The organism is Actinomadura madurae (assembly GCF_047130825.1).
GTDB lineage: Bacteria > Actinomycetota > Actinomycetes > Streptosporangiales > Streptosporangiaceae > Spirillospora > Spirillospora madurae.
The window spans coordinates 2,476,453-2,491,159 of record NZ_CP083237.1; the positions used below are offsets into that span (position 1 = coordinate 2,476,453).

Sequence of the window (14,707 nt, forward strand, 5' to 3'; positions counted from 1 at the left end):
GGGTCGTTCTCGCGGGGGTCGGACGGTGGGCCGGGGCGGGCCGCCGGTCAGAGTCTGGAGCCGGGCGCGTAGGCGAGGGCCAGCCGGTCCGCGAGCGACGCCACGACCGGACGGGGCACCGAGCGCTCCCGATGCCGCGAGCGCGCGGGACGCCGGGGCGGCTCGATGTCGGACGGCGGATCGTCCGGCCGCTCGACGTAGGTGAGCGTCGCGAAATGGATGCGGGCGTCGCGCGCCGACATCCCGGCGGCGTCCAGCATGCGGCGGAACTCGGCGGACGCCTCCGCCGGGGTCGGCCGGGACTCCGCCGCGTGCTCCAGCATCGCCTCGACCACCGGCGCCAACGACGCGGGCAGGCCCGACATGTCCGGCCTCAGGTCGGGGTTCATGATCGCGTAGTAGAGGGCGTGCTCGTTCTTGTGTTTGTACGGGTAGTGCTTGGTCAGCGCGTAGAGCAGCGTGGCGCCCGTCGCGTACACGTCGGCCGCCGGCGTGAGGTCCTTCGCCGACTCGACCTGCTCGGGCGGCATGAAAACGGGCGTGCCGAGCCGCGTGCCGGTCCGGGTGAGGTTCTCGTCCGTCTCTTCCAGGGCGACGAGGCCGAAGTCGATGACCTTAGGACCGTCCGGGCCGAGGACGATGTTGCCGGGCTTGAGGTCGCGGTGCAGGACGCGGGCGGCGTGGATGTCGGCGAGCGCCTCCGCGAGCATCACGCCCAGCGCCGCCCCCATCTCGGCGGTGAGCGCCGGGCGCACCGACAGGTAGTCCCTCAGCGTCTCTCCGCGCACGTAGTCCATGGCCAGCCACGGGCTGTCGGCGCCCGGCTCGGAGGCGGCCACCAGACCCGCGACGCGCGGCCCCTGAACCATGCCCATCGCGAGCACCTCGCGGTCGAACCGCTCGCGCATCGTTGGCTGGTTCGCCATTCCGTCCCGGATCACCTTGACGGCGACCTGCTCCGCGTCCGGCGTGATCCCGAAGTAGACGGCGCCCATCCCGCCCTCGCCGAGCCGGCCGTGCAGCTCGATGCCGCCGATCGTCCGCGGATCGGACGGTTCGAGCGGCTTCATCGGCACCAGCTTCCCCAGGACGGCACTGACCAGGGTCGTCCTGCCTGACGACCGGCCGGGCAGCCAGGATAGATCTGCGCGCGAGGCGGAGACACCGTTCTCCGACGGTTGCGGAACGGTGACCGTGCGAACCCGGGAACGGGTCCTTCGCGATGCATCCCACCGGCGCTCCTCCTGACTGGGCATCGCCCCAGGTCGGGATGGGGAGAGGACTGAAGTTCCCTGGTCAGGGTGCATCGGGAGGCGGTGTTTTCCCGGAAGCCTGACACGGCTGGCCGTATTCGGACACGGTCTCCGGTCAACCGTCCCACCGCCGGAGAGTCGCGCGAGGACCGGCGCCGTTGGGCGGCTGCTCACCGACCTGGGTTCCAGCCTGCGCATCGTCGCACTGCCCAAGGACGGCGTCCCGACAGCGCTCGAAGCCGTCGTCACGCAGAAAACACCAAGCTCGCGCTGGACGCAGCGCATAGAGACAGCCTTCGCGGCCCGTGTGCCGCCCGGTCCGTGCGTCCGGGTGTTCAGGCAGTCTGTTGAGTCGCGGCGCAGGTCTGGGATACATCCGGCAAGGGACGCGGGTCACTCGGGCGACAGTTTGGATGCTGCTTCCCGTACGCTCCGGACTGGGTCGTTGAGGGCGCGGTCTCGTAGGAGGCTCTGGGTGTCCGGGTCGGCCGGGTGGGCGGCGGCCAGGGCCTCTAGTGCGTCGCGGCGCATGGTGAGGTCGGGGTCGTTGACGGTGCGGTCGCGGAGTAGGGCGAGCGTCTGCGGGTCGTCCGGCCAACGGTCGGTCGTCGCCCTCATGGCGCCTTGCCGCACGCGCCAGTGGGCGTCGTCGGCCGCGCGGGCGCACAGCCACGCGAGGGTCTGCGGGGCGTCCGGGCGGGCGGCGGCCACGGCCCGCACGGTTTCCCACCGGACGAAGTCGTCGCGGTCGTTGACGGCGCGACTACGCAGCCAGGCGAAGGCCTTCGGGTCGTCTCGCCAGCCCTCGGCCACCGCCCGGAGGGCCTCTCGCCGGACGGCCTCCTCGCGGTCGTTAGTCGCACGGGCGCGCAGGAATTCGAGGGTCCGCGGGTCGTCGGGCCAGCCGTCGGCGACCGCCCGGATGGCCGCCTTTCGTACCGGGAAGTCCGGGTCCCTGATGCCTCGATCGCGCAGGAGGCCGAGGGTTCGCGGGTCGTCCGCCCAGCCGTGGGCCACTTCTCGTGTTGCCACCAACCGCACGTTCCCGTGCAGGTCGCGGACGGCACGATCGCGCAGCCAGGCGTGGACGTGTGGATCGTCCTGCCAGCCCTCGGCCACCGCGACCGGTTCCCACTGCAGGGCCGCGTTGAGGTCGCCAGCGAGATGATCATGCAGTCCGGCCAGGGGCGGCGGCTCGGCCGGGACGCGGCAGGCCTTGTCGACGATCTTGATCTGCGCCAGCAGGCCCGCCGCCCTCACCGTGGCGGCCAGCATTTCGGCGGTCGTCCAGAGACCGTCCCGACGTCTGCTCATGGCGCCATCTTCGCAACCGGGGGGCGGTGTCGCGCGTCCCATTGAGGGCCGCTTCGAGTGCAATTCTCTGGGGAGCGGGCCTTCTGGCACTCTGACGGCAAACGGGGTGAAAGTGATGCGGGGGTGTGGATGGCCGGGGACACGCTGACGCGAGAGCGGATCGGGCATCTGTACGACTACCTGAGCGCGCTCGCCCAGGAGGTCTACGCCAAGCCCGTCCGGCATGTCGGGGATCATGACGTGGCGGTGTCGCCGGGCGACCTGCCGTCCCATCCGGCCGTGCGGGCGGGGGCGGCGGCCGGGGAGGCGTGGCTGCGCGTCGGCAAGGTGGCGAGGCCGCTGCCGCCCGGCCTGCCCGCCGAGCTTCGCGAGCCGTTCCGCGACGTGGTCCGGGACGATCCGTACGTCGCGCCGGAGGCCCCCGATGATCTCGCCTGGCGTGTCGGGGCCCTGACCGAGGACGATCCCGCGGCGGTACGGGTACGTGCGGCCTTCGAAGAGTGGCGTGAGCAGGTGTGGACGCCCTGGGCCGAGGCCGCGCGGGAGGCGATGGCCGCGCGGCGCCTGTACGAGACGCTGTTCCGGCTCCGGCAGCGGATGCGCGCCGACGAGGCCACGCACGAGCTGGTGTGGGGCCACGGCGTCCTCGGGTGGAAGCACGGCGGGCATCGCGTCTGCCATCCGCTGCTGATCACGCGGGCGCGGATCGCGTTCGACGAGCGGTCCGGTGAGATCTCGATCGTCCCGGACGGGATACCGGCGCTGGAGCTGGACTGCCTGCAGGGGCTCGGCGTCCCCGGGATCGACCGGCTGAACGCGGTCGTCGAGGAGGTGCGCGACACGGCGGTCGATCCCTGGGCGCCGGACGAAACGCGGGCCCTGTACCGGCGGATCCTCGCGCCGCTCGGTCTCGACGACCGGCTCGAAGACGGCCCGGATCTCCCGGACGCCGGCCCCTCGCCGGTCATGGCCGAGACGTGGCGGCTGTTCGTCCGCAGGCGCCGCGTCATGTTCCTGCGCTTCTTCGAGCAGCTCAAGGCCGCCGTCGCGGACGGGGAACGGCTGCCCGCTCCGATGGTGGCGCTCGCCGCCGGGGAGGACGCGGCACGGGACGCTCTGGCGGCCGGCGACGCCGACTGGGCGCCGGTCGCCGAGCAGCTGCTGCTCCCCCTCGCGGCCAACGACGAGCAGGAGCAGATCGCGCGCAAGCTCGCCCGGCACAGCGGTGTCACCGTGCAGGGCCCGCCCGGCACCGGCAAGAGCCACACGATCGCCAACCTCGTCTCCCATCTGGTCGCGCACGGCAAGCGGGTCCTGGTCACCGCGCACAAGGACCAGGCGCTCGCCGTCCTGCGCGAGAAGATCCCGGCCGAGCTGCGGGACCTGTCGCTGGCGGTGCTGGGGTCGTCGTCCGCGGACCTCACGGAGCTGCAGCGGTCCGTCCAGGCGATCACGGCCGCGGCCGACGGTGTCGACGAGGAGCGCGAGGAGAGGGCGACGGCCGCGCTCCGCGAGCGGCTCGACCGGGTGCAGGGGGACGTGGCGGTGCTGCGCAAGCGGCTCCGCGACTCGCTGGAGCGCGAGCAGGAGAGCCTGGAGGTCGGCGGGTTCCGGCGCACGGCGGCGGAGGTCGCCGACTGGCTCGCCGAGAACGAGGAGGCGCTCGCCCGCGTCCCCGATCCGCTGACCACGGCGTCCGCCTGCCCGCTGGACGCGTCCGAGCTGGCCGAGTTCTACGCGCTCGCCGGCGCCATCGAACGGCGCGACGCGGCTGTGGCGACCATGGATCTGCCGGCCGCCGGGCGGCTTCCCGCCGGGGCCGACCTCGCCACCCGCTGGGACGAGCTGCGCAGGCTCGGTGAGGCCCTGGCCGGCCTCCGGGTGTACGTCGCCGACCTCACGCGCGTCGACGGCGTCCCGCAGGAGGAACTCGCCGCGCTGGCCGAGCACACCGGGCAGGCGGCGCGCGCGCTCGAAGGGCTCCAGGAGCCGTGGCTGGCGCGGCTGCGCGAACAGGTCGCCCAGAACCCGCGGTGGCACGCGCTGTGGGACGGGCACGCGCGGCGGCTCGCCGAGGACACCGGGGAGTGCGCGCGGCTCCGGTCGATCATCGCGGGGTCGGCGGTCGAGCTTCCGGCGGGCGTCACCCGCCGCGAGACCCTCGGCTTCCTGGAGCAGGCGCGGGCGCGCTTCGCCCAGGGCAGGGGCGTGTCCCCGCTCGTGCAGCGCGGGCTCGCCCAGTTCCTCAAGGGCACGAGCCTGGACGGCGAGGCGCCGCGGACCGCCGCCGACATCGACAAGATGACCGCGTTCGTGGAGCTGGGCCGGCGGCGGAAGACGGCCGTCCGGCTGTGGCGGGACGAGCTGGTCGCGGCGCTCGGCGCACCCGACCCGCCGGGCGGGGGCGGTGCGGTGGAGATCTGGATCGACGCGGAGGTCCAGAAGATCCACACCGCACTGGCCTGGGAGACCGCCCACTGGCCGGGGCTGCGGGCGCGGCTGGCCCGGGTGCTCGCCGCCGAGGCCGTCCCGGCACGGCCCGTCCCGGACAATCTGGACCGGCTCGCCGCCGTCCTCGGCGGGCTGCGGGCGCGCGCCCGGGAGCGGCAGGTGCGCGCGGACTTCGACTCGCTCGCCGCCCACCTGGCGGAGGCCCGCCGGCGGGACGGCGCCGCCCCGCTGTGGGCCGACCTCGCGACCGCGCTGGAGCGGGGCGACGCCGCGGCCTGGGACTCCGTGCTCGCGGACGCGTCCCGGCTGGCCGCCCTCCGGCCGCAGGTGGCACGGCTCGACGACCTGCGCGGAAGGCTCGCCGCGACCGCGCCGCGGTGGGCGCGGCGGATCCTGGAGACCGGCGGGGACGCGGACGCCTGCGGCGACCCGGCGCGGCTTGAGGGGCTGTGGCGGTGGCGGCAGGCGGAGACGTGGCTCCGCGCGATCATCGACGCCGACGACCTCGGGCAGGTGCAGCGGCGGCTCGACGAGGCCCAGGAGGAGCAGCGCCGCCTCACGCTGGAGCTGACGCGCCGGTCCGCGTGGCTCGCCATGAAGCGGGGCCTCGGGCACACCCAGCGGCAGGCCCTGGTGGGCTGGCTGCAGACCCTCCGGAAGATCGGCAAGGGCACCGGCGTCAACGCGAACAAGTGGCGGGCCGAGGCGCAGCGGCTCATGCCGGAGGCGATGGGCGCCGTCCCGGTGTGGATCATGCCGTACTACCGGGTCGCCGAGTCCTTCGATCCCGCCGTCGCCGACCCGTTCGACGTCGTGATCATCGACGAGAGCAGCCAGTGCGACGTGTTCGCCCTGGGGCTCCTCGGCCTCGGCCGCAAGGTCGTCGTGGTGGGCGACGACAAGCAGATCAGCCCGTCCGCCGTGGGGGTCCGCCGCGACCGCGTGGACGAGCTGATCCGCACCCATCTGCCGACGTTCCCGAACTCGCTGCTCCTGGACATGGAGTCGAGCCTGTACGACGCGTCCGCGCGGCTCTTCCCCGGTGTGGTGCGGCTGCGGGAGCACTTCCGGTGCCTGCCCCGCATCATCGAGTTCTCGTCCCAGCACTACTACGGCGGTGAGATCCAGCCGCTGCGGGAGGAGTCGGCCGACCGGCTCCCCGGCCCCGCCGTCCGCGCCGTGCACGTCCCGGACGGCGTGCGGCGCGACCTGCCGATCGGCAACGTGAACGAGGCGGAGGCGGACGCGGTCGTCGACCAGGTCGTCCAGTGCTGCTCCGACCCCGCCTACGACGGCCGCACGATGGGCGTCATCTCCCTGCTCGGGACGAGCCGCCAGGCGCAGCTCATCGACGAGCGCCTGCTGGGCAAGCTCGGCCCGGAGGAGTACGAGCGGCGGCTGCTGCGCTGCGGCGACTCCTACGGCTTCCAGGGCGACGAGCGCGATGTGGTCTTCATCAGCGTGGTGTCGGACGGGGAGGGCGCGCCGTTCACGTCCCGGCGCTTCGAGCAGCGGATCAACGTCGCCGCCAGCCGGGCCCGCGACCAGATGTGGGTGTTCCACAGCGTCCGGCCGCACCGGCTGCATCCGGAGGACCAGCGGGCGGCGCTGATCCGCTACGCCGCCGACGGGCAGCGGTCCACCGACCTCGCCCGCGACCTGGAGGCCCGCTGCGACTCCGACTTCGAGCGGCGGCTCCTGCGGATGCTGCTGGGGCGCGGCTATCTGGTCACGCCCCGGCATCCCGTGGGCAACCTGCGGATCGACCTCGTCGTGCGGGGCGGCGGCCAAAGGCTCGCGATCGAATGCGACGGCGACAGGTTCCACGGGCCCGACCAGTGGGAGGACGACCTGCGCCGGCAGACCATCCTGGAGCGGCTCGGGTGGCGGTTCTGGCGCGTCCGCGCCAGCGCCTTCTACCGGGATCCCGAAGCCGCCACGTCCTCGCTGTGGCCTCTGCTCGAATCGCTCGGCATCACCCCCGAACCGGGTCCCGGGCCGGAAGGGCCCACGGATACTCCCACGTACGGTCCCCACTTGGATCATCTGGGACCGGACGATGGGATCACGGGCCTGACGTACGTCCCCGGTACGTGAAAAGGGGTGCGGCTCCGGCGCCCGCGTCCGGTACCGTCCCGGCGGGGTGAAGGAGGGGTCGTGGAGATCGTTGTCGATGATCTGAGCGGGGCGGAGATCGGGGCGTTCCTGCGGGAGCATGTGGAGGAGATGCGGGCGATCACGCCTCTGGAGAGCAAGCACGCGCTCGACCTCGACGGGCTGCGGAAGCCCGAGGCGACGTTCTGGTCGGTGCTGGACGGCGGCGCGGTGGTCGGCTGCGGTGCGATCAAGAGGCTGGACGTGGAGCACGCCGAGCTGAAGTCGATGCGCACGTCGACGGCGCGGAAGCGGAGCGGGATCGGGTCTCTGCTGCTGGAGCACATCCTGCGCGAGGCGCGGGTCATGGGGTTCGCGCGGGTGAGCCTGGAGACCGGATCGGCGGAGTTCTTCCTTCCGGCGCGGCGGCTCTATGAGAAGTTCGGGTTCGGGTACTGCGAGCCTTTCGCGGATTACCGGCCCGACCCGCACAGCGTGTTCATGACGAGGGTCCTCTGACGCGAGGTCAGGCGCGGGCGGCGATATGGCCGACGATGTGGGCGGCGTCCGCGCCCACGCCGGCGAAGACCGACGACGGTTCGGAGTGCAGCCAGCGCAGCCCGACGGCGTAGAGGCCGGGGTGCTCGGTGACGCCTCGGACGTGGCGCGGATAGCCCCACTCGTCGAAGACGGGCACGTCCACCCAGGAGAAGTCGAGGCCGAAGCCGGTGGCCCAGACGACCGTGCGGATTCCGGCGGCGTCGAGGTCGAGTTCGGTGGCGGTGTCCGGCGTGAAGGTGTCGGCGGGCGGGCGGTCGTCGGGAGGCGCGTCGATGCCGGCGGCGGCGATGTAGGCGTCGAAGAGGGGGCGGAACTCCTCGTCGAAGTGCGTCTCGGCGAACGCCAGGCGCTTGTCGAGGTCGCCGGTGAAGCGGACGGCGGCGCCGTCCGCGGACTCCAGGCGGCCGTACAGGCGCATGCCGCGGCGGGCGAAGTCGCGGAGGCTGATGTCGTGGCCGCCGTCCTTGCCGGACAGGTGCGGGTCGCAGCCGAAGCGGGCGGCCGGGGACGGCAGGTCGGCCACCGTCGGGAACGGGACGCCGACCTCGGAGCCGTGCAGGAAGGCCTCCAGCAGCCACCAGATGGAGTCGCGGCCCCGGTAGCGGCGCGGGACGGCGAAGCAGCCGGAGACCGACAGGTGGACGTCGCGTCCGGCGTCGTGGAGTTCCTCCGCGATCTGGGTTCCGGACTGCCCGGTGCCGACGACGAGCACGGCTCCGTCCGGCAACTGGCCGGGGTTCCGGTAGTCGGCGGAGTGGAGTTGCCGGACGCGGGGAGGGAGCCGCAGCGAGGCGGCCGGGATCTTCGGGCGCTGGTACGGGCCGGTCGCCAGGACGACGTTGCGCGCGGAGATCGGGCCCGAGGGGGTGTGCGCGACGAAGCCGCCGTCCGGCGCGGACAGGCGGGTGACCTCCACGCCCAGCCGCACCGGCGCGTCGATCACGGACGCGTACTCGGTCAGGTGGTCGACGACGTCGGCGCGGGCCATGAAGCCGTCCGGGTCGGGGCCGTCGTAGGGCATGCCGGGCAGCAGGAGGGTGAAGTTCGGGGCGACCAGGCGGAGGCCGTCCCAGCGGTCGTTCCAGCCGCCGCCGAGCCGGTCGCGCCGGTCGACCACGAGATGGCCGACGCCGGCGCGGGTCAGGTGATGGCTGGTGGCCAGGCCCGCCTGCCCGGCTCCGATGACCAGCGTGCCGATCTTCTCCATGGTGGCCTCCCCGTGGACGTGCTTCCACGCAGGACGTTAGGCACCGGCGGCCGTCCGCCGCGTCGGGAGGATTCGGCAACTCAGCCGGAACCGGGATGGGCAGATCTGTGTAGGTCGTGCTCGTAGGCGTAGGCCGTGGCGGCGGCCCGGGAGGGCAGGCCCAGCTTGCCGAGGATGTTGCTGACGTGCCGCGCCACGGTCTTCTCGCTGAGGAACAGGTCGGCTGCGATGGCGCGGTTCGTCCGGCCGGTCGCCACGAGCGCCAGCACCTCGGTCTCGCGGGCCGTCAGCACGCCCGCGGCGGGGGCGCCCGACAGCGCGTCGACCGCCGCGATGTCCGGCGCGGCGCCCAGTTGCTGGAAGATCCACCGGGCCGCGTCCAGTTCCATCGCGGCGCCGTCCTCGTCGCCGAGCCGCCGGCACGCCAGCCCGATCAGGACCCGGACCCGCGCCGACTCGTACGGGACGTCCAGCTCCCGCCAGCCCGCCCACGCCCGGCGCGCCTCGGCGAGCGCGGCCCCGGCGTCGCCCTCCGCGAGCAGGACGGCGGCCCGCGCCTGGCCGGCCGCCGCGCGCAGCAGCGGCGCGCCGAGATCGGCGGCGAGGCCCGCCAGCTCGTCGGCGGCGGCACGGGCGGCCGGGACGTCGCCGGCGGCGAGCATGATCTCCACGCAGGCGGTGAGGGTCCCGGCGCGCGATCCGGGGTCGGACTCCTCGCCGGCGACGCGGCGGACGGCCGCCGACGCCGCGCCCGTCCGGCCCTGCGCGAGCCGGAGCAGGGCGAGGCCCGGCTGCGGTTCGCGGCCCAGGCGGCTCGCCGTCCGGTACAGCTCCTCGGCCTCGCCGAACCGGCCGCGGAGCCGGAGCAGCTCGGCATGCCGGTAGTGGGCCGCCCCCGCCGCCGGGTCGCCCGGACGGCCCTCGAACACCGTGCGGGCGCGCCGCAGCTCCTCGGCCGCGTCCGGCCACGCGCCGTGCAGCTGCATGATCTCGGCCCGGTGCACCAGGCACTGGCCGCGGAACGGATCCAGGCCGGGCTGGGACTCGCACCAGCGGGTCAGCGCCCTCGTCCACTCGGTGGCGCGGCGCACGTCCAGCGTCTCCCCGCAGGCCTCGATCAGGCTGCAGTAGACGTTCCCGGCGACGATCGGCGACACCTCCCCCGCCGTGACGGCGACCATCACCTCGTCGAGCAGCGACACCCCCGCGGCCGTCCTGCCGAGCCGGATGAGGGCCCGCCCCTCGATCTGCCGGGCGAGGACGACGAGATCGAGGTCGTCGAACCGCTCGCCGATTCCGGCGGCTCGTGCCGCGAGCGCCCGGCCCTCTTCGGCGTCCCCGCCGACGACCCGCCGCTGCCCGGCGGCCACCAGCAGGTAGCCGTGCTCGGCGCAGTCGCGGCCGGCGCCGTCCAGCAGCCGCCCGGCGCGCGCGAGCCAGCCGCCGCCGCGCGCGGCGTCTCCCCCGTTCAGCAGCTGGAACGCCAGCCAGAACGCGCACCGGGCCGCCCGCGCCGCGTCGCCCCGCCCGGCGAGCAGATGGTGCGCGCGCTCCCAGAGCGCGACGCTGTCGGCCTCCCGGCCGGTCAGGTAGGCGGCCGCGGCGAAGCGTTCGAGGTCGGCCGGTTCGAGCGGCGCCTCCCGGTCCGCGTCGGCCAGGTGCGCGCACGCGTCCGCCCACCGGCCCGCGGCGAACGATCGCCGTCCCCGCTCCAGGACGTCTACCGTGGTCACACCTCCACCCCACCACACGATCCCTCCGCCGCCCACCGCCCGCAGTCCGGGCCGGACGCCCCCCGGAGCACGCATGATCGAGGTACGGACCGCGGCCGTCGCCGCCGGCGCCGCCGCCGCGCTCGGCCTCGCCCAGGTCGCGGTCGCCGAGCTGACCGGCATCACGACGCTCGGCGGGGACTTCACCGCCGGGGCCGAGCGTGTCCAGGGCGTGCAGGTCACGCTGATCGCCTGGTACTGCGCCGTGGCGGTGCCGCTGGCGGTGGCCGTCGCCGTCGCACGCCCCGGGGTGGACGCCCGGATGCGGAAGCTGTCCGTCCTGCCCGCCGCCGCCGGGACACTCGCGGTCTGGCCGCTCCTGGCCGCCTCCAGCGGCGAAGGTCTCCGGGACGACGTCACCGCCGCGATGCTGACGGGCGTCCTCCTGGGGGCCGCGGGTGCGCTGGCCGTCGCCGTGGTCCCCGTCATCGGCACGGGGCTCGCCGCCTACGCAGCGCTGCAGTGGGTCGCGGCCCTCGCCTGCACAGCGCTGGTGCCCCGGACCGTCGTGTACGCGGGGATGGTGCAGCCGTTGGGGCTGGAGTTCCTGGTCGCGCTGCGGACCGAGCCGTACAACATGGGCTACCACCTGCCGACCATGCTCCCGGTGGCGGCGGCGGTGCTGGTCCTGGCGGGTGCCGTCGCCGGTGTGACCGCCCGGCGCACCCGCGAATGGTGGACGTCCGTGGCCGCGGGCGCGGCGGGGCCGGTGCTCGCCGCCCTCCTCTACCGCCTGACGCCCGATCAGGCGTACCTGTGGAACGAGACCGCGGGGTCGACCGTGATCGTGCTGGCGTTCCTCTCCCTGCCGGTGTCCGCGGTGACCGCCGCGGCGTTCACCCTCCGCCGCACCCGTCCGCAGGAGTAGATCGGCCGCGCGGGCGGCCGATGCGCCGTCAGCGGGTCGTTGTGCGGGGGCGGGGGTTGAGGGCCGAGGCGACGACGCCGGCGAGGCCCTTGGCGGACGCGGCCAGGAAGGTCGTCCAGTCGAAGTAGTCGCGCCACAGCGTGATCTTGCCGTCGTGGACCTCGAAGGTGCCGCAGACCCAGAACTCGGCGCGCCAGGCGCCGCGCTCCAGGACGTCGGTCCGCTCGGTGAGGACGACCGGGCCGGACGCGGCGATGTTGTGGACGCGGGCCTCGAAGCCGGTGCCGTAGCGGGTCATGGCGCGCAGGGTCTTCCCGACGGCGGCGCGGCCGCGGGCGGGCGGGAGCGGGACGTTCTGGTAGATCATTCCAGGGGCGGCGTGGGTGAGGGCCCGGTCGACGTCGAGGTCTTCGAGGGCGGAGAGGAAGTCGGTGACGATCTGGATCTCGGTCATGGCTGTCCTCCAGAAGCCGGGAGGACCACCGTAGTGCGCGACAATCGGGGCATGCGCTTCGGCATCCTGGGACCCGTCGAGGTCGTCAACGGCGGGGCGGCCGTCCCGGTGGGCGGGCCCACGGTGCGGGCGCTGCTGGCGATGCTGCTCCTGGACGCCGGACGCGTCGTCCCGGCCGAACGGCTCATCGACGGGCTGTACGGGGAGGATCCGCCGAGCGGGGCGGCCAACGCGCTCCAGTCGCAGGTGTCCCGGCTGCGGCGCGGGCTCGGGGACGCGGGACTCGTCGAGGGGCTGCCGGCGGGGTACCGCATCGCCGCCGCGCGGGAGGACGTCGACTTCCACCGCTTCCAGGGGCTCGTCCAAGACGCGGGCCAGGCCCTGGCGGACGGTCGGCACTCGACCGCGGCGACCCTGTTCGAAGAGGCGCTCGGCCTGTGGCGCGGCCCCGCGCTGGCGGACGTGAGCGCGCCCTTCGCCGGGTCCCAGGCCGCGCGGCTGGAGGAGGCGCGGGCCTCGGCCGTCGAGCAGTACGCCGAGGCGAGGCTGCGGATGGGCGATCCCGGAGCGGTGGTCGCGGCGCTGCGGAACCTGGTGGACGCGCAGCCGCTGCGGGAGCGGGCGCGGGCCCTGCTGATGCGGGCGCTGCACGGCGGCGGGCGGCAGGCGGAGGCGCTCGCGGTGTTCGAGGAGGGCCGGCGCGTCCTCGCCGACGAGCTGGGCGCCGACCCGTCGAGGGAGCTGGCGGACGTCCACCTGGCGATCCTGCGCGGGGATCCGCTGGACGAGCCGCCCGACGAGGCGCCGGCCGTCCGGGCGGGCCTGCCGGCACAGCTCACCAGCTTCGTCGGGCGCGAGGAGGAGTTGCGGCGCATCGGCAAGATGCTGGCGAGCGGGCGGCTCGTCACGCTGCTCGGGCCCGGCGGCGCGGGGAAGACGCGGCTGGCGATCGAGGCGGCCGGGCGGGAGGACGGCGAGGTCCACTTCGTCGACCTGGCGCCGGTCGTCGCGTCCGAGGTGCCGAAGGCGCTGCTCGGCGCGCTCGGGCTGCGCGAGGGCGGGATGCGCCCGGCGCCCGGCGAACGACCGCCCGGCGTGGTGGAACGGCTGGTCACGGCGCTGGACGGGCGGCGGGCGCTGCTCGTCCTGGACAACTGCGAGCATGTCGTGGAGGCCGTCGCCGGCCTCGCGCACCGGCTGCTGAGCGCGTGCCCGCGCCTGCGGGTGCTGGCCACCAGCCGGGAGGCCCTCGCGATCACCGGCGAGGCGGTGTGGCCGCTGCCGCCGCTGGAGCTGCCGCCGGAGGGCGCGCCGGCCGGGGAGCTGCCGGCGTATCCGGCGGTCCGGCTGTTCCTCGACCGGGCCGAGGCGGTGCGTCCCGGCTTCGCGGTGGACGAGGCGAACGCCGGCGCCGTGCTGCGGATCTGCCGGGCGCTGGACGGGCTGCCGCTCGCGATCGAGCTGGCCGCGGCGCGGCTGCGGTCGCTGCCGGTCACCGAGGTCGCGACCCGGCTGGACGACCGGTTCCGGCTCCTGTCGCGCGGGAACCGCGCCGCGGCGCCGCGCCACCAGACGCTCCGCGGGGTCGTCGAGTGGAGCTGGGACCTGCTGGACGAGGCGGAGCGGACCCTCGCGCGGCGCCTCACCGTGTTCTCCGGCGGCCTCACCCTGGAGGCGGCCGCGGGCGTCTGCGACCTCGACGACGCCGACGAGCTGCTCGTCGAGCTGGCCGACAAGTCGCTGCTGCAGAGCGACGGCTTCCGGTACCGGATGCTCGACACCGTCCGCGCGTTCTGCGCCGAGCGCCTCGCCGGGGCCGGTGAGACGGAGCGCTTCGAGCGGGCGCACGCGGAGTACTTCGCCGGCGTCGCCGCACGCGCGGACCCTCACCTGCGCGGCCCCGGGCAGCTCGAACGGCTGGAGCTGCTCGCCGCCGACCACGGGAACCTGCACGCGGCGCTGCGGCGGTCCGTCCGGCGCGATCCGGCGCTCGCGCTCCGGCTGATCGCCTCGCTGTCCTGGTACTGGTGGCTGCGCGGCCGCGTCGAGGGCGCGCCGCTGGCGTCCGACCTGCTGGAGGTGATCGGCGACGCCCCGCCGGACGGGCTCGACGAGGAGTACGTCCTGTGCGTGACCAACGCCGTCGCGGGCGGCGCCACGGGCGAGCGCGCGGTGGAGTGGCTCGACCGGGCCGCGGAGCTGCTGCGCCGCATCGACCGCCAGGTGCGGTACCCGGTGGTGATCGTCCTGTGGGCGCTGACCGCGGGCCCCGACCGCACCGACATCGACGTCTTCGCCAGGCAGGTCGGGGACGACCCGTGGTCGCGGGCGCTGCTCCGGATGAGCGATGGGTTCCTCGCCCAGCTCGCCGGCGACGCCGCCGGGGTGGAGCGGGCGTGCGGCGAGGCGCTGCGCGGCTTCCGGGCCTGCGGCGACCGGTGGGGCATGGCGAACTCGCTCGACCCGCTCGCGCAGGTCGCCGCCTGGCGCGGCGACCCGGAACGGGCGCTCGCGCTCCTGGACGAGGCGCTGGAGATGACCGGACGGCTCGGCGCCCTGGAGGACACCGCCGACCTGCTCTACCAGCGCGGCCTCGTCCGCCTGCGCGCCGGCGACCTGGACGCGGCGCGGGCCGAGTACGAGCGGGGCATCGAGCTGGCCCGCCGGGCGGGCACCCCCGACAAGATCGCCGCGGGATGCCACGGGCTCGGCGAGGTCGCGCGCCTCGGCGGC

8 protein-coding genes and 1 pseudogene are annotated in these 14,707 nt (G+C 74.8%); 4 read left to right on the forward strand and 5 right to left on the reverse strand.

The annotated features are described in order from the left end of the window. Positions 1-47: 47 nt before the first annotated feature. Entirely contained in the window at positions 48-1,070 is a 1,023-nt protein-coding gene (locus K8Z49_RS11245; RefSeq protein ID WP_412518604.1) for a serine/threonine-protein kinase, read from the reverse strand. Between the two features lie 576 nt (positions 1,071-1,646). Beyond that, positions 1,647-2,567: a HEAT repeat domain-containing protein gene (locus K8Z49_RS11250; protein ID WP_412518606.1), complete on the reverse strand. Its 921-nt coding sequence runs from the start codon at positions 2,565-2,567 to the stop codon at positions 1,647-1,649. Positions 2,568-2,696: 129 nt separating this feature from the next. Here K8Z49_RS11250 and K8Z49_RS11255 point away from each other — a divergent pair, with 129 nt between their 5' ends. Both K8Z49_RS11255 and K8Z49_RS11260 read left to right on the forward strand, forming a co-directional pair. Continuing rightward, positions 2,697-7,115 carry an AAA domain-containing protein gene (locus tag K8Z49_RS11255; protein ID WP_412518608.1) on the forward strand — a complete coding sequence of 1,473 codons (4,419 nt, stop codon included), beginning with the start codon at positions 2,697-2,699 and terminating at the stop codon, positions 7,113-7,115. 60 nt (positions 7,116-7,175) lie between these two features. Next, on the forward strand, positions 7,176-7,631 hold the full coding sequence (locus K8Z49_RS11260; RefSeq protein ID WP_412518610.1) for a GNAT family N-acetyltransferase: 456 nt from the start codon (positions 7,176-7,178) through the stop codon (positions 7,629-7,631). Between the two features lie 7 nt (positions 7,632-7,638). On the opposite strand, the gene K8Z49_RS11265 is transcribed toward K8Z49_RS11260, so the two are convergent. Both K8Z49_RS11265 and K8Z49_RS11270 read right to left on the reverse strand, forming a co-directional pair. Further along, positions 7,639-8,880, reverse strand: a complete 1,242-nt coding sequence (locus K8Z49_RS11265; RefSeq protein WP_412518612.1) for a flavin-containing monooxygenase — start codon at positions 8,878-8,880, stop codon at positions 7,639-7,641. An 80-nt stretch (positions 8,881-8,960) separates the two neighbouring features. Next, positions 8,961-10,613 carry a helix-turn-helix domain-containing protein gene (locus tag K8Z49_RS11270; protein WP_220126659.1) on the reverse strand — a complete coding sequence of 551 codons (1,653 nt, stop codon included), beginning with the start codon at positions 10,611-10,613 and terminating at the stop codon, positions 8,961-8,963. A 73-nt stretch (positions 10,614-10,686) separates the two neighbouring features. On the opposite strand from K8Z49_RS11270, the gene K8Z49_RS11275 reads away from it, so the two are divergent. Then, positions 10,687-11,520: a hypothetical protein gene (locus K8Z49_RS11275; protein WP_412518614.1), complete on the forward strand. Its 834-nt coding sequence runs from the start codon at positions 10,687-10,689 to the stop codon at positions 11,518-11,520. Between the two features lie 28 nt (positions 11,521-11,548). On the opposite strand, the gene K8Z49_RS11280 is transcribed toward K8Z49_RS11275, so the two are convergent. Further along, positions 11,549-11,974, reverse strand: a complete 426-nt coding sequence (locus tag K8Z49_RS11280; RefSeq protein WP_177287648.1) for a limonene-1,2-epoxide hydrolase family protein — start codon at positions 11,972-11,974, stop codon at positions 11,549-11,551. 141 nt (positions 11,975-12,115) lie between these two features. On the opposite strand from K8Z49_RS11280, the pseudogene K8Z49_RS11285 reads away from it, so the two are divergent. Beyond that, a pseudogene (locus K8Z49_RS11285) lies at positions 12,116-14,578 on the forward strand (BTAD domain-containing putative transcriptional regulator); the annotation flags it as partial. Positions 14,579-14,707: the final 129 nt, after the last annotated feature.

What these genes read in the sequence shown, in the direction of transcription:
- K8Z49_RS11250 (WP_412518606.1), bottom strand. Translation starts at nt 2,567, where the DNA reads ATGAGCAGACGTCGGGACGGTCTCTGGACGACCGCCGAAATGCTGGCC.
- K8Z49_RS11265 (WP_412518612.1), bottom strand. Translation starts at nt 8,880, where the DNA reads ATGGAGAAGATCGGCACGCTGGTCATCGGAGCCGGGCAGGCGGGCCTG.
- K8Z49_RS11280 (WP_177287648.1), bottom strand. Translation starts at nt 11,974, where the DNA reads ATGACCGAGATCCAGATCGTCACCGACTTCCTCTCCGCCCTCGAAGAC.
- K8Z49_RS11275 (WP_412518614.1), top strand. Translation starts at nt 10,687, where the DNA reads ATGATCGAGGTACGGACCGCGGCCGTCGCCGCCGGCGCCGCCGCCGCG.
- K8Z49_RS11245 (WP_412518604.1), bottom strand. Translation starts at nt 1,070, where the DNA reads ATGAAGCCGCTCGAACCGTCCGATCCGCGGACGATCGGCGGCATCGAG.
- K8Z49_RS11255 (WP_412518608.1), top strand. Translation starts at nt 2,697, where the DNA reads ATGGCCGGGGACACGCTGACGCGAGAGCGGATCGGGCATCTGTACGAC.